We start from the raw sequence: 25,016 nt of genomic DNA on the forward strand, positions 1-25,016 counted from the left end.
CGTCAGCCCTATCTCTTATTGATCTTACTGTAATCTACCTATCTCTTATTGATCTTACTGTAATCTACCTATCTCTTATTGATCTTACTGTAATCTACCTATCTCTTATTGATCTTACTGTAATCTATATTTAAATGGATGTAGATATATCAACATGATGTTTGTTTCCGGGGGGTTGAATGTGAAATACCTGAAACTTTGCTCTTTGCTGGTTGTGGTTTTTTTGTTTGTTTTGCTTTTTTCTGGAACTTCTGCGGCTGTTTCAAGGAATGAAAGAACAGAAAAAACTTATATGACCATCCAGGAGGCCATAGACGATAGTGAGAATCAGGATACCATAGTGGTGGACGAGGGAACCTACGAAGAAAACATAGTTATAAACAAAGAAAATTTAACTCTGAAAGCAAATGGAACCGTAATAATAGATGGATGGCGTGACAGAGAACCTGTAATAAATATAATTGCCAACGGATCGAAAATAAATGGGTTTACGCTGATCAATGGTACTCATGGAATATATTCATCTGCTGCTGGTGTAACCTGACAAAGAACGTCATAAGACACAACGATATAGCAATCTGGCTAATGGACTCCGATAACAGCGTGATCCAGGAAAATGAAATAACTTATAATACTGGGGAATAGTCCTAATATCCTCAAACAGGAATATCATATCCAGAAACAATATAAGCAGTGGTGAATCCAGAATTTCTCTTGAATCTTCAGCTGAAAACACAATTTCCAGTAACATTATAAGAAACTGTCTCAATGGAATCGAAGCTGGGTTCTCACCTTCAAATGCAATAAGAGAAAACAGGATAGAGGACATAACAGAGAATGCTATTTACCTTCTGACCTCCCTCAACAGTGTTTTAAGGAATAACTCCATCAATAACGCATCTAGAGCCATTAAAATTGGGGGAGGGGACAACTCAGTTTTCCATTTTATCCAGAACATAGATACCTCAAATACCATTGACGGTAAACCAGTCTACTATCTCACTGGAATCTCCAACAGGGTCTACAATGGAATCCCAATGGGCTACCTTGCACTCGTGGGCTGCAGGAACGTAACCATAAAAAACGTTGCCCTCTCAAAATGTGGTAACGGAATAATACTGGCAAATACAACAGTTCAAGAATCGAAAACTGCAACATAAGCGATGATGACTATGGTATCTTCCTGCTGCAGTCCACTAAAAACACCATTCAGAGCAACAGGATACACATGGCCAGGTATGATGGTGTTTTCATACACTATTCCAGTAACAACACCATTTCAGGAAATAAAATAAGCTGTAGCAACAGTAGGGGCATACATGTCACCGGTTCATCCAATACAATCTACGGCAACCTTATACTGAACAATTCCGTGGGATTATATATACCATCCTACAGCAAGAGTAACAGGATCTATGGAAACAGCTTTATAGACAATGGCATTCAGGCGGAAAATGAAGGCGGTTTAACCAATGTTTTCAATCTCACGCGGCCCACTGGAGGTAACTACTGGAGCGACTACACCGGGAAGGATGAAAATGGGGATAACTTCGGGGACACTCCCTACACCTTTAGCGGCGGAGCCGACAGCCTTCCCCTCATCAGAGATCCTCTGCAGAAACTTAAAGTGATATCCATGGATCCTCCAAACGGTTCCATGAGCGTTTCAAGAACAAAAAGCCTTGTAATAACCTTCAGCTCAATTATCATAGCTGGAACTAACTATTCCAGCATAACAGTCAGAAAATCTACAGGTGCTCTAAAATCAATCATTAAAAGTATAAGCGGCAACAGGCTCATCATAACACCCGTTGGGGGCTGGGATCCCGGTGTCAGGTTCACAGTAACAATACCCGTGGGGGCCATAGAAAACATTGCAGGAGTCACCCTTGGAGTGGATTTCACATCAAATTTCACGTCTGCCATTGCAGTAACAGCCATTGATCCCAGAAATGGTGCAACAGGTGTTTCAAGGACCAAAGTAATTGTCATAACATTCAGTAACAGCATACTCGCCGGCCCCACCTACAGATCAATAACTGTAAGAACATCTACTGGACGCCTGAAATCCATCAGTAAGAGAATAAGCGGCAACAGGCTCTACATAAAACCAGTTGGAAGCTGGAGTGCCCGTACAAGGTACATCATAACTGTTCCAAGGACTGCAGTTAAGACCAGCGCCGGTAACATGATGGCAGCGGACTTTAAATCAACATTCAAAACAAGGTAAATAAAAAAATAATTATTTTCTATTTTTAAATTTTAAGAATAATTATCCTCTAATTTTTGAAAAAGGTGATTTTCAAGAGCTGATTAATAAAAAACTGAATACTTTTTAATTTAAAAAAAGAATTTAATCAGTCCCCAAGGACCTCATAAAGAATCCTCATTGCCTTCACAAAGGGTGGATTACCGGATGTGAGGAGAACAACACGGAGAACGTCAACAATCTCATCCCTTGTAACACCAAATTCATTTATGGCACTCTGTATCTGCTTCTTAACCGCACGGTCATCTGAGTTTGCAGCTGTTATCCCAAGGGCTATGAGTTTCTGTGTCTTGTAGTCAAGAACCTTCCCTGTGTAGGCGGCCTCGTTGAGTTTAACAACTGCCTCGTAGATATCAGGATAGTCCTCCTTCACATGGACCATGCCCTTTCCATAGAAAACATCCTCTTTCATACATTACACCTCCCGAATCTTATTATGTTCAGCTTGATATTTATAACTAACACAAGCTGAAAAATAAAAGGTGATTATTCACTGTTTTTCCTGAAATTCTGGGGATCCTGGTTTTTTCTCTGCTTTTGATGGCTCAGATTTTTTCGATGTTTTTTCAGATGCCATTGATGAATCTGAAAGCATCTCTGAGATCCCTGCAATTGAACCCAGAATACCTGTGGCCTCCACAGGGAGAAGTATCTTTGTGGCCCTTCCATCAGCAACCTTCTCAAGGGCCTCAAGGTACTTGAGTGCTATTATATCATTCGTAGGGTCCCCCTCGTGCATTGCCCTGAAAACCGAGAGTATGGCCTTGGCCTGACCCTCTGCTATGGCGATCTCCTGGTACTTGTTGGCGTCTGCAACCTTCTTTATGGCCTCTGCCTTACCCTCTGCCTCGAGGATGGCAGCCTGTTTATCACCCTCAGCCCTCTTTATCTCTGACTGCTTGTAACCCTCTGCCTCGAGGATGGCAGCCCTCTTCATACGTTCGGCCTTCATCTGCTTTGACATTGCCTCAACTATGTCTCCCGGTGGCTCTATGCGCTGTATCTCCACACGGACAACCCTGGTACCCCACTTGTCTGTGGCCTCATCCAGGACCTCGCGGAGCTGGGTGTTTATCATCTCCCTTGATGTGAGGGTCTGGTCCAGTTCAAGGTCCCCTATTATGTTCCTGAGGTTCGTCTGGGCCAGTTTGGTTATGGCCTGGTAGAAGTCAACCACGTTGTAGACTGCATTGAAGGGGTCAACCACCTCATAGAATATGACGCAGTCCACAACAACGACTGTGTTGTCCTTGGTTATGACCTCCTGTGGTGGTACATCAACCACCTGCTCCCTCATGTCAACCTTCTTTATGGCCTCTATGAAGGGGATTATAACAACGAGACCGCTTTCGACCGTCCTCTGATATTTACCGAGCCTTTCAACAACACCCTTCTCGTAGGGCCTTAGTATTTTCAGGCTCTTGAACGCCAGTACAAGGAGTACAAGTACAATTATTATTTCAAGAAGCATCTTTCATTCCTCCAGTTTTTCAACAACCAGTTTAACTCCCTCAATTGCCTTCACCTTCACCATGTCACCCTCTTTAAGATCCACGTCTGACCTTGCCCTCCAGGTTTCACCGTCGACCCTAACAAGACCAGAGCTCCGGGGTGTGATTGCCTCTGTCACGGTTCCCTCCCTTCCTATGAGTCTATCTGCAACCGCCTTCTTTGATGGTTCTCCTGTTATGCGTGCGGCGAATGGCCTTGAAATAGCAAGGAGAATAACTGAAACAACGATGAATGTAACAAACTGTACCGTTGTATCGAATCCAACATATCCAAGTGCCGCTGCTGCCAGTGCCCCGAAGGCGAACCAGAGAAGAAAGAATCCCGCCGTCAGCATTTCGCCTATGAGGCATATGGCAGCTATTATCACCCATGACTCAGGTCCCATGATCCCACCACCAGTTAATAATCCACTCCATGTTTATATTATTTGCTGTTAGCCGGTGTTATTCAACTATTAAATATTGTCACAGTCATGGATATAATCATTTATAATATAAGATTTTGAAATTTATTATTACATTTATCCACTTAATTGAAATTTTAATAATAATTTTTTATAAAAAAGTATTTATAAGTGGTGTCCCATAATAAATTCAACGGAGGTGGAAATCGTGAGTGGCGAAGATGAACTGAAATTTCTTGTGCTGGGTTACAGGATCAGTGTGGGTAAAACCCAGAGGGAACTTGCGGATGAACTCGGTGTCCCTGTGGACATTGTAATAGCGATGGAGAACGGCACCTACAGGCACCCAACAAGAAGGCTTCTTAACAGAATCCATGAACTCACCGGCGAATATGAGGTGAAAAGAAGGTACTTCATAAACATTGGAAAGGGTTACAGGTTGAGGGAGAGGCTTGGATCCCAGTTCAGGTACTTTGTCCGTGGCCTTGATAAAATGAAGTACATAAGCATGGAAGAGCTTGAGAAGATGCCAGAGGCTGAATGTTACAGCACCATCGGCACTGTGGACCTGGACGCATTTGAGGTTCTAAGGGCAGGGAAAATGTCCTGAAAATCCACCTATTTTTTAATATTTGCCATTTTGATCCCTGAAAGCAGAAAAAGTGTCCTGAAACCCCTCAAATTATTTATTTTTGGATTAGTCAACATTATTAAGGTTCGGATTCATATACCTAAACATGAGGTTCATAACACTCATTCTGAAGAATCCGTTCAGAAGCCGTGCAAGGAGTCTCCTTGCAATAACAGGTATCGCGATTGGAATTGCAACCATTGTAACCCTTGGCGTGATAACCGAGGGTCTGAAGGCATCAACAGAGAACACCCTCAAGGCAGGTGGCGCCGACTTCACGATTGTGGAGTCCAATGTCTCGGACATGTTCTTCAGCAAGATAGATGAGGAATACGTGGATAAGGTGCGGAACGTGAGCGGGGTTGAGGACGCCGTTGGAATACTCATGGCTGTACAGCCCCTTGACGACAACCCCTACTTCGTACTGATAGGTATAGACCCCACCAGGATAAACATGAGCCAGATAAAGATAACTGACGGCAGGACCCTCACGGACCCAGATGCAGATGAGGTCATAATGGGTAAGGTGGCCTCAGAGAACCATGGAAAGGGTGTTGGTGATACAATAAAGATAAAGAACCGCAAGTACCGAATTGTTGGTATATTTGAATCCGGTGACATGCAGCAGGACGGAGGGGCCTTTATTTCACTCAAAAAACTCCAGAAAATAGAGGAGAAGGAGGGCAAGGTCACCATGATCTACGTTAAGATGACCAGAAATTCAAGGGTGGAGGACGTCACAGACCGCATCGAGAAACGTTACAGTGACCTCACAACCATAGCCTCACTTGAGGACCTCCAGAGCGTTGACCAGGGCCTGCAGACCATAGACACCGCAACCTGGGCCATATCACTCCTCGCCATAATAATAGGTGGAATTGGAGTTATAAACACCATGATAATGTCTGTATTTGAGAGGACAAGGGAGATCGGAGTTCTGAAGGCTGTCGGCTGGAGGAACCGGAGGATTCTCATCATGATACTCGGGGAATCCGTGGTTCTGACTGTTATCGCCGGTATTATGGGTTCAGTGCTTGGTGTTGCAGCCATACAGGTGCTCCTTGAGCTTGGAATGAGGGGATTCATAGAGCCAGTATACAGCCCTGAGATCTTCATGAGGGCCTTTGCAGTCGCCCTCAGCGTGGGTGTTCTCGGCGGACTCTACCCTGCCTACCGGGCATCAAGGCTAGCCCCCACAGAGGCGCTGAGGTACGAGTAGGTGATTCCATGAAGGCCATAGAGGTGAAAAACCTTAAGAAGAGCTTTGACGGCGGTAAGATAAGGGCCCTCAATGGTGTTGACCTTGAAGTTGAGATGGGTGAGTTCATCTCAATCATGGGGCCATCAGGTTCAGGTAAATCCACCCTCCTCAACATGATAGGCGCCCTCGATGTCCCTGACTCAGGCACGATTAAAGTTGCTGGAAGGGATCTCTCAGAGGAGAGGGACCTGAGCCGTTTAAGGGCCGAGGAGATAGGCTTCGTGTTCCAGCTGCATAACCTCATACCCAGCCTCACCGCCCTTGAGAACGTTGAGATACCCATGTTTGCTGTGAAGCATGTTAACATGGAGGAGCGTGCAATGGAGCTCCTTGAACAGGTGGGTCTGGGGGATAAGGCTGACCGGAGGCCCACGGAACTCTCTGGTGGTGAACGCCAGAGGGTTGCAATTGCCAGGGCCCTGGCCAATAACCCGTCAATAATCCTTGCAGACGAACCTACGGGGGCACTTGACTCAAAAACAAGTAGAAACATACTCCAGATGCTCCAGAAGCTTCAGGATGAGGAGGGGGTTACCCTTGTTGTTGTCACCCATGAGCCCCATGTGGCCAAAATGGCCTCAAGGACCATAAGGATACTTGATGGTGTAATTGTGGGTTGAGGTAAGCGTATCCAGGGCTTCATAGTCTCTGGAATTTACAGTAGGGTGACCTTAGCTGGACACAACATATTACTGGAAAATAAAGTACCTCTGCTCCGGAAAGCCATTTTTAAGGTGCCTTAATTATTTTTAGATTTTGATTGTCGTGATATCATACCAATTACCCTCCAAATCAGAGGTCGATGTTGTCAGGATGTCATCATCTGTAACCCAAATTTGATTAATAAGTTCCAACATATTATGATCCATGACTGAAAAACTGACTGTTGCCTGGTGTATAACCGGGGCCGGGGAGAAACTGACTGAAACCTACGAGATAATGAAGGATATCAAAAAGATCTATGGGGACCGTATCAAAATCGACGTCTTCATATCCAAGGCAGGTGACCAGGTTGTCAAGTACTATGGCCTCTACAGGGACCTTGAGACCAGCTTTGACAGAAAATGGGTTGAGATAAACGCCAATTCACCCTTCCTTGCCGGTCAGGTCCAGCTTGGTAAGTATGACTTCATACTTGTGGCTCCCTGCACCTCCAACAGCACAGCCAAGATATCCCTGAGGATAGGGGATACCCTGGTTACAAATGCCGTCATAATGGCCCAGAAGGCCTCTGTCCCTGTCTACATCATGCCATCGGATTACAGTGAGGGAAAGGTTATCACGACACTTCCAAACGGTAAGAAACTGGAACTCAAAATAACCAGGGAGGACGTTGAACACGTGAAGAGGATATCAGGGATGGATAAAACAGAGGTTTTCAGCGACCCTGACAAGATCTACAAGATCTTTGAGGAGTGGACCTACCCCAAGGATCAGTGAAAATTTAAAAAGTGGATTTAAATTGTTACTCCTGGAGTTCCTGGATGGTCACACCGTAGGTGTAGACCGTCATTCCCTCCTCTTCAGTCTGACTGAAGGGTGCTGTCCCCTTAAAGTAGGCCTTAACCTCACCAGTATCTGCGATATTCATTGTTAGAGGCTCCATGTCGTTCATTGATTCAAAAAATGCCATTGCAGCCTCTATGTCCCCCTTATCCGGACTTTCAAAGGTTATTGATAGTGTACCTTTCTGTTTTTCCTTCATCCGGACCCTGTTCTGGTTTATTTCAAATATGTTTTCGCCCTTATTCTTGTTTCCGCTCTCCTTAACAAAAACCACTGTATCTGACATTTTAAACAACCCCCGTATTATTATTGGGTGGGGTGTTTAATATAATTTTGGCCTTCTGTTGTGTGGCTCACTAAAACTTGTATCCAATAAGGCGGAGGAACCTCTTTCTCTCGGCGATATCCTCCTCATCCTCTATGCCCTCAGGTCTGCTGCCATCTATGACCCCCAGGATCCCCCTTCCCTGATCTGTCTCGGCAATGATGACCTCAACAGGGTTTGCGGTGGCACAGTAGATGTTAACAACCTCAGGTACATCCTTTATCCTCTGCAGCACGTTTATGGGGAAGGCTTCCCTGAGGTACACGAGAAACGAGTGTCCGGCTCCAATTTCAAGCATGGTCTCTGCTGCAAGTTCCTCAAGTTCCTCATCATTTCCTGCATGCCTCACAAGGCAGTCCCCAGATGCCTCGGCAAATGCCACCCCAAATTTTGCCTGGGGAACCGTGTTCACAATGGCCTCATATATGTCCTCAACAGTCTTTATGAAGTGGCTCTGCCCGAGTATCAGGTTCAGGTCCTCCGTGGGCTCTATTCTGACCGTCTTTATCTCCATGAAAAGACCTCCTTTCAATATATTTTTATTATGTGTAACTTAAATCATTAAAGGAGGAGAAATGTATTTAAGGCAGAAAACATTTATCATTAATAATCATTATTATTTTTTTCTGGCACTTATGAGGTGTAACCATGAAAGAGAAAAGTAAGGAGATTGGTTCCCGTGTAAGGGAACTGAGGGAACTCTCAGAAATCACGGAAGATGAAATGGCCAGTTACCTGAACATTGACGTGGAAACCTACCGCCGCTATGAGACCGGAGAGGAGGACATCCCGGCAAGCATACTCTTTGAGATAGCCCACAAGATGGGCGTTGACATGGGACTTCTGCTCACAGGTGAGGAAACAAGGATGCACATCTTCACCGTCACCCGCAAGGGCAAGGGGGTGGAGGTTGAGAGGAGGAAACAGTACCGCTACGAGAACCTGGCAGAGAAGTTCATACACAAGAAGGCCGAACCATTCATAGTTACAGTGGAGCCCCGGGACGGAAAACCAAAGACCAACAGCCACCCAGGGCAGGAATTCAACTACGTCCTTGAGGGGCGCATAAGGTTCTACATACACGACAATGAGATAATACTGAATGAGGGGGACTCCATATTCTTTGACTCATCATATGAACATGCCATGGAGGCCCTGGACGGTAAAAGGGCCAGGTTCCTTGCAATAATAATGTAGAGGTGTGCCAATGACTGCTCTCATACATGAATTCGTTAACCGTGTTGAATTTGACTCCTACGAGGATTTCCGTGATAATTTCCAGATAAAGATACCTGAAAACTTCAACTTCGCATACGACGTGGTTGACCGCTATGCAGAGATTGAACCCGACAAGACAGCCATCGTCTGGTGCAACGACACTGGAGACGAAAGGAGGATAACCTTCGGTGAGCTCAGGGAACTCTCAGACAGGGCGGCCAGTTTCTTCACCAGGGAGGGTATAGAGAAGGGTGACACTGTCATGCTGACCCTCAAGGCAAGGTACGACTTCTGGTACTCCCTCCTGGGACTTCACAAGATAGGCGCCATTGCAATACCAGCCACACACATGCTCAAGGAGAAGGACATCGTCTACCGTATAGGGGAAGCCGATATAAGGATGGTTGTCTGCATAGCAGAGGACGGAGTGCCTGATGTATTTGACAGTGCCATTGATGAACTTGGGGCAGACGTTAAAAGGGTAATCGTCGGTGACCTGGAAAGGGAAGGATGGATAAACCTCAGAAAAGAACTCAGTAATATCCCCGGGGACTTCCAGGCCCCTGAAGACCGCCCCGGTGGAAAGGATACACTGCTTGTGTACTTCTCATCAGGTACAACCGGTATGCCCAAGATGATAGAGCACGACCACACCTATCCCCTTGGCCACATAATAACCGCAAAGTACTGGCAGAACGTAAGGGAGGACGGCCTTCACTACACCGTTGCAGACACAGGCTGGGCCAAGGCCATGTGGGGGCAGATCTACGGACAGTGGATAGCTGGAAGCGCCGTCTTTGTCTACGATTATGATCGCTTTGACCCCGAGAAGATGCTTGAGAAGCTTGAAAAGTATGACATAACAACCTTCTGCGCCCCGCCAACCATCTACAGGTTCCTCATAAAGGAGGACCTCTCACGCTACGACCTATCAGGCATAGAATACGCGGTGACAGCAGGGGAACCCCTCAACCCAGAGGTCTTTGAGAGGTTCAAGGAACACACAGGCCTGGAGCTCATGGAGGGCTTCGGCCAGACAGAGTGCGTTGTGTGCATAGCAAACTTCCCCTGGATGGAGCCAAAGCCGGGTTCAATGGGCAAACCATCACCGGGCTACCATGTTGAACTTGTGGACAGGAACGGTGAACCCGTGGATGTGGGTGAAGAGGGTGAGATAGTCATAAAAACCGAGGATGGTAAACCGATAGGGCTCTTCAACGGCTACTACAGGAACCCCGAGAAGACATCGGAGGTATGGTACGGCGGTTACTACCATACCGGCGATACAGCCTGGATGGACGAGGACGGATACATGTGGTTCGTTGGGAGAACCGACGACATAATAAAGAGTTCAGGTTACCGTATAGGACCCTTTGAAGTTGAAAGCGCCATTATATCTCACCCATCGGTCCTTGAATGCGCAGTTACAGGCTACCCGGACCCCATAAGGGGACAGGTTGTCAAGGCAACCGTGGTGCTTGCAAGGGGATACGAACCATCAGAGGAACTGAAGAAGGAGATACAGGATCACGTGAAAAGGGTGACCGCGCCCTACAAGTACCCCAGGATAGTTGAATTTGTTGATGAACTCCCAAAAACAATAAGCGGCAAGATAAGGCGTGTTGAGATCAGACAGCATGACCTTGAAGGAGACGGTGAAAACCAATGAAGAAGGCCTACCCGGTAATAAACAGGGTCGAATGCAAGGCATGCGAGCGTTGCATAATCGCATGCCCCAGGAAAGTGCTTTACATGAGCAGCAAGATCAACGAGAGGGGCTACCACTACGTTGAGTACCGTGGCGAGGGATGCAATGGCTGCGGGAACTGCTACTACACCTGCCCTGAGATCAACGCGATAGAGGTCCACATAGAGAGGTGTGAAGATGGCGACACAGATGGTTAAGGGTAACACCGCCGTGATAATAGGGGCCATGTATGCAGGCTGCGACTGCTACTTCGGCTACCCAATAACACCAGCAAGCGAGATACTCCACGAGGCCTCAAGGTACTTCCCCATGGTGGGGAGGAAGTTTGTGCAGGCAGAATCAGAGGAGGCAGCCATAAACATGGTCTACGGTGCAGCGGCAGCGGGCCACAGGGTGATGACAGCATCCTCAGGGCCGGGTATAAGTCTCAAACAGGAGGGAATATCCTTCCTTGCAGGTGCAGAACTCCCTGCGGTCATCGTGGATGTCATGAGGGCCGGTCCCGGGCTCGGAAACATTGGGCCGGAGCAGGCAGACTACAACCAGCTGGTGAAGGGTGGTGGACATGGAAACTACAGGAACATCGTCCTTGCACCCAGCAGTGTACAGGAGATGTGCGACCTCACAATGGATGCCTTTGAACTTGCAGATAAGTACAGAAACCCCGTTATAATACTTGCAGATGCCGTCCTGGGGCAGATGGCAGAGCCCCTCCGCTTCCCTGAAAGGGCTATTGAGCACAGGCCGGACACATCATGGGCCGTCTGCGGTAGCAGGGAAACAATGAAGAACCTCGTAACCTCCATATTCCTGGACTTCGATGAACTCGAGGAGTTCAACTTCTACCTCCAGGAGAAATACGCCAGGGTGGAGGAGAATGAGGTGAGATACGAGGAATACATGGTTGAAGATGCTGACATTGTACTCGTGGCGTATGGTATAAGCAGCAGGGTCGCGAAGAGCGCAGTTGACACGGCAAGGGCAGATGGTATAAAGGTGGGTCTTCTGAGGCCCATAACGCTATTCCCATTCCCATCAGAAAGAATCAGGGAACTTGCAGATCGTGGCTGCACCTTCATATCGGTTGAGATGAGCAGCGGCCAGATGAGGGAGGATATAAGGATGGCCTCCGGCTGCAGGGACGTTGAACTCGTAAACAGAATGGGTGGAAACCTCATAGAACTGAGGGACATCCTCAGGAAGATCAGAGAAATCGCGGGGGAATCCAATGACTAAAAAGGTGATCAGGAAACCAGATTCACTCCACGAGGTATTCGAGAGAAAGGGTGGAAGCGCACCCACAGCCACACACTACTGTGCAGGCTGCGGACATGGGATACTCCACAAGCTCATAGGCGAGGCCATTGACGAACTGGGCATACAGGAGCGTTCAGTCATGATAAGCCCGGTTGGCTGTGCGGTATTCGCCTACTACTACTTTGACTGCGGAAACGTCCAGGTGGCCCATGGGAGGGCCCCTGCAGTTGGGACAGGAATATCACGTGCAGAGGACGATGCTGTTGTCATACTCTACCAGGGCGACGGGGACCTCGCATCCATCGGCCTCAATGAGACTATACAGGCCGCTAACCGTGGTGAGAAAATGGCTGTCTTCTTTGTCAACAACACCGTCTACGGTATGACAGGCGGTCAGATGGCGCCAACAACCCTCATAGGTGAGGTCACAGTTACCTGTCCCGGTGGGAGAGACCCCCGATATGCAGGTTACCCTTTACATATGTGTGAACTCCTCGACAACCTCCAGGCCCCGGTTTTCATAGAGAGGGTATCCCTTGCAGACCCAAAGAGCATAAGGAAGGCTAAAAGGGCTGTTAAAAGGGCCCTTGAAATCCAGAGGGATGGGAAGGGCTATGCATTCGTTGAGGTACTATCCCCATGCCCCACAAACCTCAGGCAGGACGCCGAGGGTGCTGAAAGGTTCCTCAAGGAGGAAATGGAGAGGGAATTCCCCGTGAAGAACTTCAGGGACCGCTCATCCGGGACAGAATCCCTCATAAGGTCAGAGAGCGACTTCTCAAAGGAGAGCCTGGACCGCATATTCCAGATCAGGGAGGACTCGGTGCCAGACCCTGTGGATGACCCTGAATTCCAGGAGGTACGGGTGAAGATTGCGGGTTTCGGTGGCCAGGGAGTCCTCAGTATGGGCCTTACACTGGCACAGGCAGCCTGCAGTGAGGGAAGACACACATCATGGTACCCGGCCTATGGACCCGAACAGAGGGGTGGTACATCAAGCTGCGGAGTTGTCATATCAGGTGAAAGGGTGGGATCACCGGCGGTTGACACCCCAGACATCCTGGTGGCCTTCAACCAGCCATCCATAGATGAATTTGCAGATGATGTCAGGGAGGGTGGCATTGTCCTCTACGACACTGCAACCGCAGATTTCAGAAAAAATGGTAATGTCAGGGCCATAGGTGTGCCGGCACTTGAAATAGCAAGGGAACACGGTACAGGGAGAGCTGCCAACACCGCCATGCTGGGTGTTATGATGGCCCTTGGAATTACAGGACTCGATGAGGAATCCTTCAGGGAGGCCATAAGGTTCACCTTCTCTGGTATGGATAAGATCATAGACATCAACCTTAAAATACTCGAGGCCGGGGCAGAGTGGGCCAGAAAGAACCTTGAGGGGGAATTTTAATGTCATACCGTGGATCAGCCAGGAGATTCCTTGAATCAGCCTCAATAGATGTGGGGGACACCGTTAGGGTGAAGAAACCCGATGTGACCTATGAGGGTATGGTGCTGGACCGTGCAGATGATGCAGATGACCTGCACATCGTCCTGAAACTCAAAAACGGATACAACATTGGAGTTGAAATAAGTGAAGCGAAAATAGAACTCATTGAGAGGGGTTCAGAACCAAAAATAGAACTACCCCCTGTTGATGTGAGTGAGGACCCCAACCTGCCGGATGTGTCCATTATATCAACGGGAGGTACCGTTGCGTCAATAATAGACTACCGTACAGGGGCAGTGCACCCGGCCTTCACCGCAGATGACCTTCTCAGGGCCAACCCAGAACTCCTGGACATGGCAAACATAAGGGGTAAGGCCGTCCTGAACATTCTCAGTGAGAACATGAAACCAGAATACTGGGTTGAAACCGCAAGGGCCGTTTACAGGGAGATAGATGATGGTGCAGATGGCGTGGTTGTTGCACATGGAACCGACACCATGCACTACACATCCGCCGCCCTCAGCTTCATGCTCAAAACTCCAGTCCCTATAGTTCTTACAGGCGCCCAGAGGAGTTCAGACAGGCCATCATCGGATGCAAGCCTCAACATACAGTGCTCGGTGAAGGCCGCCACATCTGATATAGCGGAGGTCACTGTATGCATGCATGCAACCATGGACGACCTCACCTGCCACCTCCACAGGGGGGTGAAGGTGAGGAAGATGCACACCTCAAGGAGGGACACCTTCAGAAGCATAAACGCTCTCCCCCTCGCAGAGGTAACACCAGGGAGCATCAAAATACTTGACGCTGACCACAGGAAGAGGGGGTCAGATGAACTGGAACTCAATGACAGGGTTGAGGAGAGGGTTGCCCTCATAAAGAGTTATCCTGGCATGACCCCTGAGATCATAGAATGGCACCTGGAGAGGGGTTACAGGGGGCTGGTCATGGAGGGTACAGGCCTAGGGCACTGCCCCGACACACTGATACCGGTACTAAGGGAGGCCCATGAGAGGGGTGTACCTGTTGCCATGACATCCCAGTGCCTCAACGGAAGGGTCAACATGAACGTCTACAGCACAGGAAGGAGGCTCCTCCAGGCGGGTGTCATACCCTGCGCAGATATGCTTCCGGAGGTCGCCTACGTCAAGATGTGCTGGGTCCTGGGACAGACAGATGAACCCGAAAGGGTGCGTGAAATGATGATGGATAACATTGCAGGGGAAATCAACGAGAGAACATCAATAGCATACTTCAGGGGTTGATCAGATGAACTGGGATGAGATAGGACTCAAAATGGGCCTCGAGATACACCAGCAGCTTGATACAGAGAGTAAACTCTTCTGCCCTTGCAGAACAGAACTTATCGATTCAGAACCTGACCATGATATAGTGAGGAACCTCAGGCCAACCCAGAGCGAACTCGGGAAATTTGACAGGGCAGCCTTTGAGGAGGCCATGAGGAAGCTCCACTTCCACTACGAGAACTACGATGATGGAACATGCCTGGTTGAGGCAGATGAGGAGCCACCCCACCCCCTTAACAGGGAGGCCCTTGAACTTGCAGTTACAATTGCACTACTCCTCAACATGAGGGTTGTGGATGAATTCCACACCATGAGGAAACAGGTCATCGATGGCAGCAACACCGGCGGGTTCCAGAGGACGGGACTTGTTGCAACCGACGGCCACCTTGAAACACCCCAGGGGACCGTTAAAATAGAGAACCTCTGCCTTGAGGAGGACGCCGCAAGGAGGATCAGGGAGACAGAGGATGGTGTTGTATTCAGGCTGGACCGCCTAGGTATACCCCTCGTTGAGATAACCACAGACCCATCCATCAGCGACCCCCAGCAGCTGAGGGACGTCGCATACCAGATAGGCCAGGTGCTCAGGAGCACCCGCGTTAAGAGGGGCCTAGGAACCATAAGACAGGATCTCAACATATCCATACGTGAGGGGGCCAGGGTCGAGGTTAAGGGTGTCCAGGACCTTGACCTCATCCCGGAGATAGTTGAGAGAGAGGTCCAGAGGCAGCTGAAACTGGTTGAGATAAGAAACACCCTCAGGGAGAGGGGCGCCTCGGTTGAGGAGGATCTTGTTGATGTCTCAGAGGTCTTCAGGGAGACAGAGTCAAAGATAATATCCTCGGCAGAGTCAGTACTCGCTGTTAAACTAAGGGGCTTTAATGGACTGATAGGAACCGAAATACAGCCAGGAAGACGTCTGGGTACAGAGATGGCTGATTATGCAAAGAAGAGGGGCGTTAAGGGGATATTCCACACCGATGAACTTCCCGCCTACGGCATAACCCCCGAGGAGGTTGAATCCCTCAGGGATGCTGTTGATGCCTCAGAGGATGATGCGGTGGTCCTGGTGGCCCATGATAGGGATACAGCGGAGAAAGCCCTCAGGGAGGTCATAAAACGTGCCAGGATGGCCATTGAGGGGGTGCCAGAGGAGACCCGGAAGGCCCTCCCCGACGGGAACACCCAGTACCTCAGGCCACTTCCAACCTCAAGCAGGATGTACCTTGAAACAGACATACCGCTCTTCAGCATAGAAGATGAATTCATCGAAGAGATCCGTGAGAACCTCCCTGAACTTCCATCAGAGAAGAGGGAGAGGCTCATAGAAGAATACGGCCTCAGTGAGGACCTTGCATCCCAGCTCGTTAAGAGGAACCTTGTTGAGGAATTCGAGGCCCTCGCAGAGTTCAGGGTTGATGTGACCGTGATAGCATCACTCCTCGCCTACACCCTCAGGGAACTTGGAAGGGAGGGTCATGATATGGACAGTATCGGCATTGAGGAACTCAGAGACGTCATCAGACTCCTTGAGGAGGGTAAGGTGTCAAAGGATGCCCTCAGGGACATAGTTGCCTGCATGGCCGATGAAGGTGTAACAGCAGGTGAGGCTGCAGAGAAACTGGACCTTCTACTTCTCACAGAGGATGAGGTTGAGGCTGTGATAGATGAGATCATTGAACTCAACCACGAAATGATCCAGGAGAGGGGTATGGGTGCAATGGGGCCCCTGATGGGTCAGGCCATGGGTAGGCTGCGTGGTAGAGCCGATGGTAAGGTTGTAAACAGGATACTGAACTCAAAAATCCGCGAAAGACTCTAGAAACCTCAAATTTTACATTTTTTTAGTTCAAAAATCAAGACCAGTTACTTTTTTACAGGTTATCCGCTTACTCCTGAAAGCTCAGCACAGTCCTTGTGAGTCATCTACTGAAACCTACAATAAACCATTTACTGAAATCTTTATCTCAACCAAAAACCAAGATAAACCCTGAAGGTGGTATGATGACTGATTACGATATAATAGTTATAGGGGCTGGCCCCGCAGGACTAACAGCAGGCATCTACGGTGGAAGGCAGGGAAGCCGTGTCCTGATGCTTGATAAGGGACCTGCAGGTGGACTGGGCCTTGAGGTCCCCATGATGGAGAATTACCCTGGCTTTGAGATGATAGCCGGGATGAGCCTTGTCACAAAAATGAAGAAACAGGCCACAAAGGTTGCTGAGCTCAGGGAAATGGAGGAAGTGAAGGAAATAGAAAAGGATGACCTATTCACGGTCAGGACCTCAAGGGACACCTACACAGCCTCTGCACTGATCTTTGCAACAGGAAGCAAACACAGGCAGCTGGGTGTGCCCGGCGAGAACGACCTCCTTGGAAGGGGGGTTTGTTACTGTGCAACCTGTGACGGCCCACTCTACAAGGGAAGGAAGGTCCTCATGGTTGGTGGAGGAAACAGCGCAGCCCAGGAGGCAGTATTCCTCAAAAACATAGGCTGTGACGTCAGCATAGTCCACAGGAGGGATGAACTGAGGGCTGACAGCTACCTCCAGGATAAGCTGAAGGAAATGGACATCCCTGTGATATGGAACTCTGTGGTAACCGAGATAAGGGGTGATGAGAGGGTTGAGGAGGTCATAATACACAACCGTGTAACAGGCGAGGATGAGACCCTGAAGGTTGATGGGATATTCATATCAATAGGTGAAGAACCCCTCAACCAGCTAGCAGTTGAACTGGGTATTGAGGTGGATGATGGTGGCTACATCATAACAGATAAAAGGCAGAGGACAAACATTCCCCTCGTATACGCCGCAGGGGATATCACAGGGGGCCTGAACCAGTGGGTAACGGCATGTGCAGAGGGTGCGATTGCAGCAACCTACGCCTACAGTGAAATACAGAGACTCTAAAAATTAAAAAATTCATTTTAGAGTACATTATCAGTATTTATTCAGAAACTTCGTTTTAAACAGATATCTGCCTCATTCAGAAAAATAATCGTTATCAATCTTTTTAACAGAATAGTAAGCAACCTCAGTTACACCCACACCATGTTCAATCATATAGTTCGCCATCTGCATACCATCAATTAGCACTATCCTGCTATCAATTTTGGAAACATATTCCCTTGCACCAGCAGTGAAATCGGAGGTGGTTATGAATATACCCTTCTTCGCCCTCTTACCCTGCAGTGCACCCACAAATTTCTGGATCTCGGGACGGGACACTGAACTGTTCCAGCGCTTTGCCTGTATGTAGATAACGTCAAGGCCGAGTCTATCCTCCTTTATTATCCCATCGACTCCACCATCCCCCTGCCTGCCAATGGCACTTCCCGCATCCTCCCTGGAACCACCGTACCCCATCCTCACAAGTAGATCCACAACAAGTCGTTCAAAGAATTCTGGTGAGCTGTTCCTGACTATATCAAGAATTTCAGCTGCGAGACCCTTCCTGAGTTCATCATGGGCCCTTTCAAGTCTCTCCTCAGGTGTAAGCCTCTCCTTCCTCGAACCGGCTCTTTTTCGACGCCTTTTACGGATCTTTCTTGGTTTCCCTGATCCCTCGCGAAACTCTGCAAATTCAGGGAACTGCATCAGAAAATCAACGTCAATGACGGATGGATCCTCTTTGAGAACCTCCAGTCCACGCTCTGTGATATTAAAAAATCCCCTTTTCCTTGATTCAAGAAGACCCGCCTTCTTGAGGTATGTCTTGGCCCAGGAAACCCTGCTTCTGAACTTTGGGGAGCCGCTTGGCATGAGTTCGTTTAAATCGTCCGGGGATAGCTGGAACTCCTCTGCAAGTTTTTCCAGGGATTCATTAAAACTCTGCTCTCCCTCACCTGCCAGCCTCAGGAGGGGTAACATTATATCCTGAAAATCAGGGACGGCTATATGCACCCCTCCAGTGTCATCTTCCCTCTCTGAGGAAGACATATATCACATAGGCGATTATAAGAACCACTATAACCGGCAGCAGCCAGACAAGAACATAGAATGCCACAACCGCAAGTACGAGTGCAACCAGAATGTAAATTATATCCATGGCCTCCATAATATTTAATTATCCAATGAAATATAAATAGATTTTCAGAATCAGACAGGGAGAATGTTTATGATACTCATCATCAACAATCACGGCCAGTACAACCACAGAATACACAGGACACTCCGGTATCTACAGATACCATCCAGTCTCGTGCCCAACACAACACCACTGGATGAGATAATCTCAATGGAACCAGATGGCCTCATACTCGGTGGCGGCCCATCACTCGAGAGGGCAGGTAACTGTGTTGAATACATCCAGAAACTCGATATCCCGATACTGGGTATCTGCCTGGGCCACCAGCTCATAGCCCTTGCATATGGTGGGGAGGTTGCTACCGCCGAGGCAGAGAGCTACGCCCAGATAGAGCTGGAGATACTGGACGAGGACGACATATTCAGGGGCCTCGGCCCTCGGATGAGCGTTTGGGCCTCCCACAAGGATGAGGTTAAAAGGCTCCCCGAGGACTTCGATGTTCTTGCAACCTCAAGCATATGTGAGGTGGAGGCCATGAAACACCATGAAAGGCCAGTCTATGGTATACAGTTCCACCCTGAGGTCCACCATACACAGGATGGCCACCGGGTCTTTGAGAACTTCCATGAGGTCTGTAAGGGCCTCTAGAATAATTTATTTCATGACAGACCTCAACATCGGTCGAAGAGTAAGGTTTCATGGAAAGGCTGACCTTAACATTAAATAGGAGCCGCACAAATAATTAAAACAATCATTTTTATCCGGTGATATTAATGCTGAATCCATCTGATTTTATTCAGGAAGCTGTGGAAGAGATAAGAAATACTGTGGGTGATGAAAAGGCCATAATAGCACTCTCAGGAGGAGTTGACAGTTCCGTGGCCTCTGTACTTGCAGGTAAGGCCATAGGTGATAACCTGACAGCGGTCTTCGTTGACCATGGACTCCTCAGGGAGGGCGAGGCAGAATACGTGAAGAAGACCTTCAGCGAGAGGCTTAACTTCCGCTACATTGATGCATCAGACGAGTTCCTGGGGGAACTTGAGGGTGTAACAGACCCTGAGGAGAAACGTAAAATAATCGGAAGGGTCTTCATTGAGGTATTTGAAAGGGTGGCAGAGGAGATAGGTGCAAAGTATCTGGTGCAGGGTACCATAGCCCCCGACTGGATCGAGAGTGAGGGTAAGATAAAATCCCACCACAACGTTGCACTCCCCCATGGACTGGTACTCGAGATAGTGGAACCCATAAGGGAACTGTACAAGGACGAGGTGCGGGAAATTGGCCTTGAACTTGGCCTTCCCCGTGAGATGATCCAGAGGCAGCCATTCCCCGGTCCTGGACTTGCGGTGAGGATCGTGGGTGAAGTAACCAGGAAAAAAATAGATATATGCAGGAGGGCCAACGCCATCGTGGAGGAGGAGGTCCTTGAAAGTGGACTCCATGAGAGCCTCTGGCAGTACTTTGCCGTGCTCACAGACACCATGGTGACCGGTGTCAAGGGTGATGTGAGGGACTTCGGCTACCTAGTGGTCATAAGGATGGTTGAATCCCTTGATGCAATGACCGCAAGTGTCCCTGAACTCCCCTGGGACCTTGTGAAGAGGATATCAAAGCGTATAACCTCCGAGATACCTGAGGTTACACATGTGGCACTTTCTGTGAGTGACAAGCCGCCAAGCACCATTGAATTTGCCTGAATCAGATTTTTGAAATTTTTGGAACATCCTCTTTTATTCTTTCCATTACTATCATCTCGGTGAGGTCCTCCACACCATCGATGTGCCTTATCTTATCATTTATGATGTCATTGAGCTCCCCTATATCTGAGCCCCAGACCTTTATCAGGAGATCGTATTCACCTGATACACTGTAAACCTCTGAGACCTCATCGAGTTCTGAGAGACTGAGCTTAACATCCTCGTGTTTCTCTGACTCTGTCTGTATGATTATGACGGCCGTTATACCGAGGCCCACCTTCTGCCAGTCCGGTATCATGGTGTAGCGTTTTATAACTTCCCCCTCCAGTTTTTTCAATCTGTTTGATACCGTGGCATCAGGGGCCCCTATCTCCTCTGACATCCTTGATATTGTTATCCGGGAATTCCTCATGAGGCATTGGAGTATTGCAAAATCCAGGTCATCCATTTCCAATCAGACTCTCCTTTTACCATAAAATAATCCAGTGCATACTTATCACCCTACTGTTTTATATACCTTCCCTTCTTGGGGTTTCAGATAAAAAACTCTCTTGGAAAAAATAAGGTGGCTGTGATGATCACAGCCATTTACCATACCTTCCTATGTAGACCCTCTTGAGGACCTGGGTGAGCACCGCATAGCCGGTGAGTATAACTACTAGCCATATGAAGTACTCTCCTGGGAGGGGAACCATGCCAATGGATGAACCGATGGCTGTGAATGGGACAATGATCCCTGTCGCCATTATGAGGGCTGTTAAGATCAGCACCGGAGTCGCTGCCCTGCTCTGGATGAATGGTATCTTCTCAGTCCTTATCATGTGAACGATGAGTGTCTGTGAGAGGAGGCCCTCAATGAACCAGCCAGACTGGAACAGCGCCTGCTCTGACACCGTATTTGCTGAGAACACGAACCACATGACAAGGTATGTCACTATGTCGAATATCGAACTGATGGGACCTATGAGAATCATGAACCTCCCAAGGTCACTGGCATCCCATTTCCTGGGAACCTTAAAAAACTCAGGGTCCATTCCATCCCAGGGTATGGATATCTGTGAGATGTCATAGAGGAGGTTCTGTAGAAGGAGCATCACCGGCATCATTGGGAGGAAGGGGAGGAATGCGCTGGCAACAAGTACGCTGAAAACGTTTCCAAAGTTTGAGCTTGCAGTCATCTTTATGTACTTCATTATGTTCCCGAAGGTTCTCCTTCCCTCAAGGACTCCCCTCTCCAGTACCATGAGGCTCTTCTCAAGGAGGATGATGTCAGCGGATTCCTTTGCAACGTCAACTGCGCTGTCAACGGATATACCCACATCGGCCTCCCTCAGGGCCGGCGAATCATTTATACCGTCACCCAGGAAACCCACGGTGTGCTTCATCTTAAGGGCCCTTATTATCTTTGCCTTCTGAAGTGGTGATACCTTTGCAAATATCGCTGTATCGTCTGCTGCCTCAGATATCTCCTCCAGGGTCATATCCTCTATCTCATGACCAAACAGCACCCTATCATATTCAAGACCAACCCTCCTGCATATGTTTCCTGTGACGTGTTCATTGTCACCTGTTATTATCTTAACTTCAACTCCATGTTTCCTGAGGGCCGCTATGGCCTTGCTGGCTGATTCCTTGGGTGGATCAAGGAAAGCCAGATATCCGACCAGGACCATTCCATCCTCGTCATCCACGGTGAAGTTGTCCTTTGGTGGAAGGCCCCTCTTCTCTGCAACTGCCAGGACCCTGAATCCATCCATGTTAAGTTTTGTGACATTCTCCTTAACCTCATCCTTTATTTCCCCGGTTAGATCCACGATTTCTTCATTGTACCTTGCAGCTGAGCATATCTGGAGCATTTCCTCAACTGCACCCTTTGTCACCATGATGATATCATCGCCATCGTTCAGTATAACTGACATCCTGCGCCTTGAGAAGTCAAAGGGGATCTCATCGATCTTGGTGAAATTCTTTCTGATTTCATTGAATCCCCTTTCATCCCCGAATTCTATTATTGCCTCATCCATTAGGTTCTTCAGTCCCGTCTGGTAGCTGCTGTTGAGGTAGCCGTATCTGAGTACCCTCTCATCCTCCCTTCCATGGATGTCCAGGTGGAGTTCAAGCACAACCCTGTCAAGGGTCAGAGTGCCTGTCTTGTCTGTGCAGAGCACATCCATTGCCCCAAAGTTCTGTATTGACTCTATCCGCTTTACGATGGTTTTCTTGCGGGCCATGGCCATTGCCCCCCTTGCAAGGTTTGTGGTAACGATCATGGGGAGCATTTCAGGTGTCAGTCCCACTGCAATTGAGACTGCAAAAAGGAGGGCCTCCACCCAGTCGCCCTTTGTTATACCATTTATGATGAAAACCACCGGGACCATGAAAACCATGAATCTTATGAGGAGCCAGCTTACACTGTTAACTCCCTTCTCGAAACTTGTAACGGGTCTTCTCCCTGATATGTCCTTCACTATTGTGCCAAACTGTGTACTGTTACCTGTGAAGATTACAACTGCCAGTGCGCTTCCGCTCACAACGTTTGTGCCCATGAAACATATGTTTTCCAGTTCAAATATGTTCCCGGTGGCCCCAGTGGTTACATGGAACTTTTCAACCGGCTCGGATTCCCCTGTGAGTACTGACTGGCTCACAAAGAGGTCCTTTGCTGATATTATCCGCACATCAGCAGGGACCATATCCCCTGCTGAGAGGTGTATGAGGTCTCCGGGTACAAGTTCTGAGAACTCCACCTCCCGTTTTCCGCTGTCCCTTCTGATGACTGTTGCGGTGGTTTTAACCATTTTTTTCAGGTTTTCCGCCTCCATTGTGGAGCGGTACTCCTGGGAGAACCTCAGTATCCCGCTTATAAGTACCATTGTGGTTACGACTATCACAACCTTGAAGTCGGGGTCTGAAGCCATTATAACATCGGTTACCAGTGATATCAGGCCGATTGCAACCAGTATGCCTATAAATGGGTTTATAAAGGACCTTAAAAGGTGTGAGTACCATTTCAGGGGTTTTTCATGTGAAACCTCATTTCTACCGTACCTTTCAAGCCTTTTTCTGGCTTCATTCTCTTCTATTCCCTCAGGGGATGATTTTAATGATTTGAGGAGTTCATTTATATCCATTGAGGAGTATTTAAGTAACCTTGAATTCTTTGAGTCCATCCTTTCATTTCTTTTTATCATGATCCAGCCCCCTTGAAGATAGCTATCGCTGGATAAGAGGTCATCTAAAAATATCTGGATTGAAAAATCTCTTCTATGACTTTGTATTCAGAATCAGAGGGCCTTCATCCTGTAAACCGTGGGAAAGTAGTATTGGATCCTTAGGAGGTTATGCATCACTACCTCGCTGATGATAACATGATACAGAATCCGGCCCACTGAGAGTGAATACTCGCCCGAACCATCATCATCCATATCCATGCTATCACCTCCATTTAACCATGTTAACTTGGAATTATACCCTATTATTTATAAAATTTTTGGTATTTTACCAATTAATCATGTTTGTAATGGTTTTTTACCATGATTTTTAAATATGAAAGTGGAAATACCATGGGGTATGAAAACTAGATTGCTTGAATCCCTGAAAAAGACATAAGCACAAAGAAAAAGGTTTAAATGATAACTCCATTCATGAATGAAAAAATCGCCATACCCCATATAATCTAATATACATTTAAGAACATATTTCCAGTCATGAGTGAAAAAATCCCCATATTTTCCGCTGCAACTGGAAAGGTTGAGATGGTTGAAAAAATCCAGTTAACCGTTGAGGAGTGGAGGGAGATACTCGAACCAGAGGCCTTCCGTGTTGCAAGGTGCGGAGGCACAGAACCCCCATTCACAGGTAAATACCATGACTTCCATGGTGACGGTATATACCGCTGCGTGTGCTGCGGTACGGATCTTTTCGACTCAGAAACCAAATTTGATTCAGGCACAGGATGGCCAAGCTTCTATGACCCTATATCAGAGTACAATGTGGAGTTCAGGGAGGACCGGAGCCTTGGAATGGTACGCTGTGAGGTCCTCTGTGCAAGGTGCGGCGCCCACCTTGGCCACGTCTTTGATGACGGCCCCCAACCAACAGGCAAAAGGTACTGTATGAACTCAGCTGCACTTAAATTCATCCCAAGGAACCAGATACGCTGATGTTTAAATTAAAATCTGGGGGCATTTAATGGCTGAAGACTTCGGAAGGTACTGGGTGGCCGGACTCATAATGGCCGTTGCCGGTGGTATGCTGAACACCCTCACCTACATCCTAGGAACCTGGAGACCTGAACAATACCCTGAGTGGCTGCTGGGAATACTCACAGGTGCAATAGGGGTCATCATGTTCATCCTGGTACCCTGGATCTACGGGCGCCTCGTGGAGTTCATCTACATGAGGTTCATAGCCAGGAACTGAAGAAAACTGCAGACTAC

30 protein-coding genes and 1 pseudogene are annotated in these 25,016 nt (G+C 48.1%); 21 read left to right on the forward strand and 10 right to left on the reverse strand.

The features are described 5' to 3' along the window. Nucleotides 1–181 precede the first annotated feature (181 nt). The 5 genes and pseudogenes from QFX39_RS00535 to QFX39_RS00545 all read left to right on the forward strand — a co-directional run bounded on the left by QFX39_RS00535 (nt 182) and on the right by QFX39_RS00545 (nt 2,230). Nucleotides 182–544 (forward strand): hypothetical protein, encoded by a 363-nt coding sequence (locus QFX39_RS00535; RefSeq protein WP_300476350.1) that lies wholly within the window; start codon nt 182–184, stop codon nt 542–544. Nucleotides 545–576: 32 nt separating this feature from the next. Next, a complete protein-coding gene (locus tag QFX39_RS08995) occupies nt 577–645 on the forward strand; it encodes a hypothetical protein (RefSeq protein WP_367185376.1) in 69 nt (22 codons plus the stop codon). After that, nucleotides 642–1,016: pseudogene (locus QFX39_RS09000) on the forward strand (right-handed parallel beta-helix repeat-containing protein); the annotation flags it as partial. The gene QFX39_RS08995 and the pseudogene QFX39_RS09000, both read left to right, overlap by 4 nt. A gap of 21 nt (nt 1,017–1,037) precedes the next feature. Beyond that, nucleotides 1,038–1,160 carry a hypothetical protein gene (locus QFX39_RS00540; protein WP_300476351.1) on the forward strand — a complete coding sequence of 41 codons (123 nt, stop codon included), beginning with the start codon at nt 1,038–1,040 and terminating at the stop codon, nt 1,158–1,160. After that, entirely contained in the window at nt 1,157–2,230 is a 1,074-nt protein-coding gene (locus QFX39_RS00545; protein ID WP_367185377.1) for an Ig-like domain-containing protein, read from the forward strand. Before QFX39_RS00540 ends, QFX39_RS00545 begins: the two co-directional genes overlap by 4 nt. A gap of 127 nt (nt 2,231–2,357) precedes the next feature. Here the strand turns inward: QFX39_RS00545 and QFX39_RS00550 are convergent, their stop codons facing one another. The 3 genes from QFX39_RS00550 to QFX39_RS00560 all read right to left on the reverse strand — a co-directional run bounded on the left by QFX39_RS00550 (nt 2,358) and on the right by QFX39_RS00560 (nt 4,166). Next, a complete protein-coding gene (locus QFX39_RS00550) occupies nt 2,358–2,681 on the reverse strand; it encodes a carboxymuconolactone decarboxylase family protein (protein WP_013295896.1) in 324 nt (107 codons plus the stop codon). Nucleotides 2,682–2,759: 78 nt separating this feature from the next. Continuing rightward, the gene (locus QFX39_RS00555) at nt 2,760–3,740 is read right to left on the reverse strand and encodes an SPFH domain-containing protein (protein ID WP_300476354.1); all 981 of its coding nucleotides are present in this window, start codon (nt 3,738–3,740) and stop codon (nt 2,760–2,762) included. Nucleotides 3,741–3,743: 3 nt separating this feature from the next. Beyond that, complete coding sequence (locus QFX39_RS00560; protein ID WP_300476357.1) at nt 3,744–4,166, reverse strand: NfeD family protein; 423 nt, start codon at nt 4,164–4,166, stop codon at nt 3,744–3,746. 226 nt (nt 4,167–4,392) lie between these two features. Between QFX39_RS00560 and QFX39_RS00565 the strand changes: the two genes are divergently transcribed. The 4 genes from QFX39_RS00565 to afpA all read left to right on the forward strand — a co-directional run bounded on the left by QFX39_RS00565 (nt 4,393) and on the right by afpA (nt 7,516). Next, complete coding sequence (locus QFX39_RS00565; protein WP_300476360.1) at nt 4,393–4,794, forward strand: helix-turn-helix transcriptional regulator; 402 nt, start codon at nt 4,393–4,395, stop codon at nt 4,792–4,794. 127 nt (nt 4,795–4,921) lie between these two features. Next, nucleotides 4,922–6,034 (forward strand): ABC transporter permease, encoded by a 1,113-nt coding sequence (locus QFX39_RS00570; protein ID WP_300476364.1) that lies wholly within the window; start codon nt 4,922–4,924, stop codon nt 6,032–6,034. Nucleotides 6,035–6,042: 8 nt separating this feature from the next. Further along, on the forward strand, nt 6,043–6,696 hold the full coding sequence (locus QFX39_RS00575) for an ABC transporter ATP-binding protein (protein ID WP_300476366.1): 654 nt from the start codon (nt 6,043–6,045) through the stop codon (nt 6,694–6,696). A gap of 247 nt (nt 6,697–6,943) precedes the next feature. After that, nucleotides 6,944–7,516: an archaeoflavoprotein AfpA gene (gene afpA, locus QFX39_RS00580; protein WP_300476369.1), complete on the forward strand. Its 573-nt coding sequence runs from the start codon at nt 6,944–6,946 to the stop codon at nt 7,514–7,516. A 25-nt stretch (nt 7,517–7,541) separates the two neighbouring features. On the opposite strand, the gene QFX39_RS00585 is transcribed toward afpA, so the two are convergent. Both QFX39_RS00585 and QFX39_RS00590 read right to left on the reverse strand, forming a co-directional pair. Continuing rightward, the gene (locus tag QFX39_RS00585) at nt 7,542–7,868 is read right to left on the reverse strand and encodes a hypothetical protein (protein ID WP_300476372.1); all 327 of its coding nucleotides are present in this window, start codon (nt 7,866–7,868) and stop codon (nt 7,542–7,544) included. 70 nt (nt 7,869–7,938) lie between these two features. Further along, complete coding sequence (locus QFX39_RS00590; RefSeq protein WP_300476375.1) at nt 7,939–8,421, reverse strand: adenosine-specific kinase; 483 nt, start codon at nt 8,419–8,421, stop codon at nt 7,939–7,941. Between the two features lie 134 nt (nt 8,422–8,555). Here QFX39_RS00590 and QFX39_RS00595 point away from each other — a divergent pair, with 134 nt between their 5' ends. From QFX39_RS00595 to trxB, 8 genes are all read left to right on the forward strand, one after another. Beyond that, nucleotides 8,556–9,104 carry a cupin domain-containing protein gene (locus tag QFX39_RS00595; RefSeq protein WP_013295905.1) on the forward strand — a complete coding sequence of 183 codons (549 nt, stop codon included), beginning with the start codon at nt 8,556–8,558 and terminating at the stop codon, nt 9,102–9,104. Nucleotides 9,105–9,114: 10 nt separating this feature from the next. Then, a complete protein-coding gene (locus QFX39_RS00600) occupies nt 9,115–10,794 on the forward strand; it encodes an AMP-binding protein (protein ID WP_300476381.1) in 1,680 nt (559 codons plus the stop codon). Then, nucleotides 10,791–11,030: a 3-methyl-2-oxobutanoate dehydrogenase subunit VorC gene (vorC, locus tag QFX39_RS00605; protein WP_300476384.1), complete on the forward strand. Its 240-nt coding sequence runs from the start codon at nt 10,791–10,793 to the stop codon at nt 11,028–11,030. The genes QFX39_RS00600 and vorC overlap by 4 nt, the downstream gene beginning before the upstream one ends. Continuing rightward, nucleotides 11,011–12,069, forward strand: a complete 1,059-nt coding sequence (vorB, locus tag QFX39_RS00610; RefSeq protein WP_300476387.1) for a 3-methyl-2-oxobutanoate dehydrogenase subunit VorB — start codon at nt 11,011–11,013, stop codon at nt 12,067–12,069. Before vorC ends, vorB begins: the two co-directional genes overlap by 20 nt. Further along, complete coding sequence (locus QFX39_RS00615; protein WP_300476389.1) at nt 12,062–13,498, forward strand: 2-oxoacid:acceptor oxidoreductase family protein; 1,437 nt, start codon at nt 12,062–12,064, stop codon at nt 13,496–13,498. Before vorB ends, QFX39_RS00615 begins: the two co-directional genes overlap by 8 nt. Further along, nucleotides 13,498–14,805, forward strand: a complete 1,308-nt coding sequence (gene gatD / locus QFX39_RS00620) for a Glu-tRNA(Gln) amidotransferase subunit GatD (protein WP_300476391.1) — start codon at nt 13,498–13,500, stop codon at nt 14,803–14,805. The genes QFX39_RS00615 and gatD overlap by 1 nt, the downstream gene beginning before the upstream one ends. A gap of 4 nt (nt 14,806–14,809) precedes the next feature. After that, the gene (gene gatE / locus QFX39_RS00625) at nt 14,810–16,669 is read left to right on the forward strand and encodes a Glu-tRNA(Gln) amidotransferase subunit GatE (protein WP_300476393.1); all 1,860 of its coding nucleotides are present in this window, start codon (nt 14,810–14,812) and stop codon (nt 16,667–16,669) included. 182 nt (nt 16,670–16,851) lie between these two features. After that, nucleotides 16,852–17,760, forward strand: coding sequence for a thioredoxin-disulfide reductase (gene trxB / locus QFX39_RS00630; RefSeq protein ID WP_300476395.1), 909 nt, complete (start codon nt 16,852–16,854; stop codon nt 17,758–17,760). 72 nt (nt 17,761–17,832) lie between these two features. On the opposite strand, the gene QFX39_RS00635 is transcribed toward trxB, so the two are convergent. Both QFX39_RS00635 and QFX39_RS00640 read right to left on the reverse strand, forming a co-directional pair. Then, a complete protein-coding gene (locus QFX39_RS00635) occupies nt 17,833–18,789 on the reverse strand; it encodes a restriction endonuclease (protein ID WP_300476398.1) in 957 nt (318 codons plus the stop codon). Beyond that, nucleotides 18,764–18,907 carry a hypothetical protein gene (locus QFX39_RS00640; RefSeq protein WP_013295915.1) on the reverse strand — a complete coding sequence of 48 codons (144 nt, stop codon included), beginning with the start codon at nt 18,905–18,907 and terminating at the stop codon, nt 18,764–18,766. The genes QFX39_RS00635 and QFX39_RS00640 overlap by 26 nt, the downstream gene beginning before the upstream one ends. 60 nt (nt 18,908–18,967) lie before the next feature. Here QFX39_RS00640 and QFX39_RS00645 point away from each other — a divergent pair, with 60 nt between their 5' ends. Then, nucleotides 18,968–19,525 carry a GMP synthase subunit A gene (locus QFX39_RS00645; protein WP_300476403.1) on the forward strand — a complete coding sequence of 186 codons (558 nt, stop codon included), beginning with the start codon at nt 18,968–18,970 and terminating at the stop codon, nt 19,523–19,525. Nucleotides 19,526–19,650: 125 nt separating this feature from the next. Beyond that, nucleotides 19,651–20,577 carry a glutamine-hydrolyzing GMP synthase gene (gene guaA, locus QFX39_RS00650; protein WP_300476405.1) on the forward strand — a complete coding sequence of 309 codons (927 nt, stop codon included), beginning with the start codon at nt 19,651–19,653 and terminating at the stop codon, nt 20,575–20,577. A 1-nt stretch (nt 20,578) separates the two neighbouring features. On the opposite strand, the gene QFX39_RS00655 is transcribed toward guaA, so the two are convergent. From QFX39_RS00655 to QFX39_RS00665, 3 genes are all read right to left on the reverse strand, one after another. Then, entirely contained in the window at nt 20,579–21,025 is a 447-nt protein-coding gene (locus QFX39_RS00655) for an Lrp/AsnC family transcriptional regulator (protein ID WP_300477122.1), read from the reverse strand. A 130-nt stretch (nt 21,026–21,155) separates the two neighbouring features. Next, the gene (gene mgtA, locus QFX39_RS00660; protein ID WP_300476407.1) at nt 21,156–23,768 is read right to left on the reverse strand and encodes a magnesium-translocating P-type ATPase; all 2,613 of its coding nucleotides are present in this window, start codon (nt 23,766–23,768) and stop codon (nt 21,156–21,158) included. A 93-nt stretch (nt 23,769–23,861) separates the two neighbouring features. Then, the gene (locus QFX39_RS00665; RefSeq protein ID WP_300476410.1) at nt 23,862–24,008 is read right to left on the reverse strand and encodes a hypothetical protein; all 147 of its coding nucleotides are present in this window, start codon (nt 24,006–24,008) and stop codon (nt 23,862–23,864) included. 324 nt (nt 24,009–24,332) lie between these two features. Here QFX39_RS00665 and msrB point away from each other — a divergent pair, with 324 nt between their 5' ends. Continuing rightward, nucleotides 24,333–24,740, forward strand: coding sequence for a peptide-methionine (R)-S-oxide reductase MsrB (gene msrB, locus QFX39_RS00670; protein WP_367185378.1), 408 nt, complete (start codon nt 24,333–24,335; stop codon nt 24,738–24,740). A 28-nt stretch (nt 24,741–24,768) separates the two neighbouring features. After that, the gene (locus tag QFX39_RS00675) at nt 24,769–24,999 is read left to right on the forward strand and encodes a hypothetical protein (protein WP_300476416.1); all 231 of its coding nucleotides are present in this window, start codon (nt 24,769–24,771) and stop codon (nt 24,997–24,999) included. Nucleotides 25,000–25,016: the final 17 nt, after the last annotated feature.

This window comes from Methanothermobacter sp., assembly GCF_030055425.1.
In the GTDB taxonomy this organism is placed as follows: domain Archaea; phylum Methanobacteriota; class Methanobacteria; order Methanobacteriales; family Methanothermobacteraceae; genus Methanothermobacter.

Bases quoted from the DNA above. Each gene is read 5' to 3' on its own strand.
- QFX39_RS00615 (WP_300476389.1), top strand. From the start codon at position 12,062: ATGACTAAAAAGGTGATCAGGAAACCAGATTCACTCCACGAGGTATTC.
- QFX39_RS00655 (WP_300477122.1), bottom strand. From the start codon at position 21,025: ATGGATGACCTGGATTTTGCAATACTCCAATGCCTCATGAGGAATTCC.
- QFX39_RS00540 (WP_300476351.1), top strand. From the start codon at position 1,038: ATGGGCTACCTTGCACTCGTGGGCTGCAGGAACGTAACCATAAAAAAC.
- vorC (WP_300476384.1), top strand. From the start codon at position 10,791: ATGAAGAAGGCCTACCCGGTAATAAACAGGGTCGAATGCAAGGCATGC.
- afpA (WP_300476369.1), top strand. From the start codon at position 6,944: ATGACTGAAAAACTGACTGTTGCCTGGTGTATAACCGGGGCCGGGGAG.
- QFX39_RS00595 (WP_013295905.1), top strand. From the start codon at position 8,556: ATGAAAGAGAAAAGTAAGGAGATTGGTTCCCGTGTAAGGGAACTGAGG.
- QFX39_RS00560 (WP_300476357.1), bottom strand. From the start codon at position 4,166: ATGGGACCTGAGTCATGGGTGATAATAGCTGCCATATGCCTCATAGGC.
- QFX39_RS00665 (WP_300476410.1), bottom strand. From the start codon at position 24,008: ATGGATATGGATGATGATGGTTCGGGCGAGTATTCACTCTCAGTGGGC.
- gatE (WP_300476393.1), top strand. From the start codon at position 14,810: ATGAACTGGGATGAGATAGGACTCAAAATGGGCCTCGAGATACACCAG.
- QFX39_RS00570 (WP_300476364.1), top strand. From the start codon at position 4,922: ATGAGGTTCATAACACTCATTCTGAAGAATCCGTTCAGAAGCCGTGCA.
- QFX39_RS00600 (WP_300476381.1), top strand. From the start codon at position 9,115: ATGACTGCTCTCATACATGAATTCGTTAACCGTGTTGAATTTGACTCC.
- QFX39_RS00590 (WP_300476375.1), bottom strand. From the start codon at position 8,421: ATGGAGATAAAGACGGTCAGAATAGAGCCCACGGAGGACCTGAACCTG.
- guaA (WP_300476405.1), top strand. From the start codon at position 19,651: ATGCTGAATCCATCTGATTTTATTCAGGAAGCTGTGGAAGAGATAAGA.
- mgtA (WP_300476407.1), bottom strand. From the start codon at position 23,768: ATGATAAAAAGAAATGAAAGGATGGACTCAAAGAATTCAAGGTTACTT.
- QFX39_RS00645 (WP_300476403.1), top strand. From the start codon at position 18,968: ATGATACTCATCATCAACAATCACGGCCAGTACAACCACAGAATACAC.
- QFX39_RS00585 (WP_300476372.1), bottom strand. From the start codon at position 7,868: ATGTCAGATACAGTGGTTTTTGTTAAGGAGAGCGGAAACAAGAATAAG.
- QFX39_RS00575 (WP_300476366.1), top strand. From the start codon at position 6,043: ATGAAGGCCATAGAGGTGAAAAACCTTAAGAAGAGCTTTGACGGCGGT.
- QFX39_RS00550 (WP_013295896.1), bottom strand. From the start codon at position 2,681: ATGAAAGAGGATGTTTTCTATGGAAAGGGCATGGTCCATGTGAAGGAG.
- msrB (WP_367185378.1), top strand. From the start codon at position 24,333: ATGGTTGAAAAAATCCAGTTAACCGTTGAGGAGTGGAGGGAGATACTC.
- trxB (WP_300476395.1), top strand. From the start codon at position 16,852: ATGACTGATTACGATATAATAGTTATAGGGGCTGGCCCCGCAGGACTA.
- gatD (WP_300476391.1), top strand. From the start codon at position 13,498: ATGTCATACCGTGGATCAGCCAGGAGATTCCTTGAATCAGCCTCAATA.
- QFX39_RS00675 (WP_300476416.1), top strand. From the start codon at position 24,769: ATGGCTGAAGACTTCGGAAGGTACTGGGTGGCCGGACTCATAATGGCC.
- QFX39_RS00555 (WP_300476354.1), bottom strand. From the start codon at position 3,740: ATGCTTCTTGAAATAATAATTGTACTTGTACTCCTTGTACTGGCGTTC.
- QFX39_RS00635 (WP_300476398.1), bottom strand. From the start codon at position 18,789: ATGTCTTCCTCAGAGAGGGAAGATGACACTGGAGGGGTGCATATAGCC.
- QFX39_RS00640 (WP_013295915.1), bottom strand. From the start codon at position 18,907: ATGGAGGCCATGGATATAATTTACATTCTGGTTGCACTCGTACTTGCG.
- vorB (WP_300476387.1), top strand. From the start codon at position 11,011: ATGGCGACACAGATGGTTAAGGGTAACACCGCCGTGATAATAGGGGCC.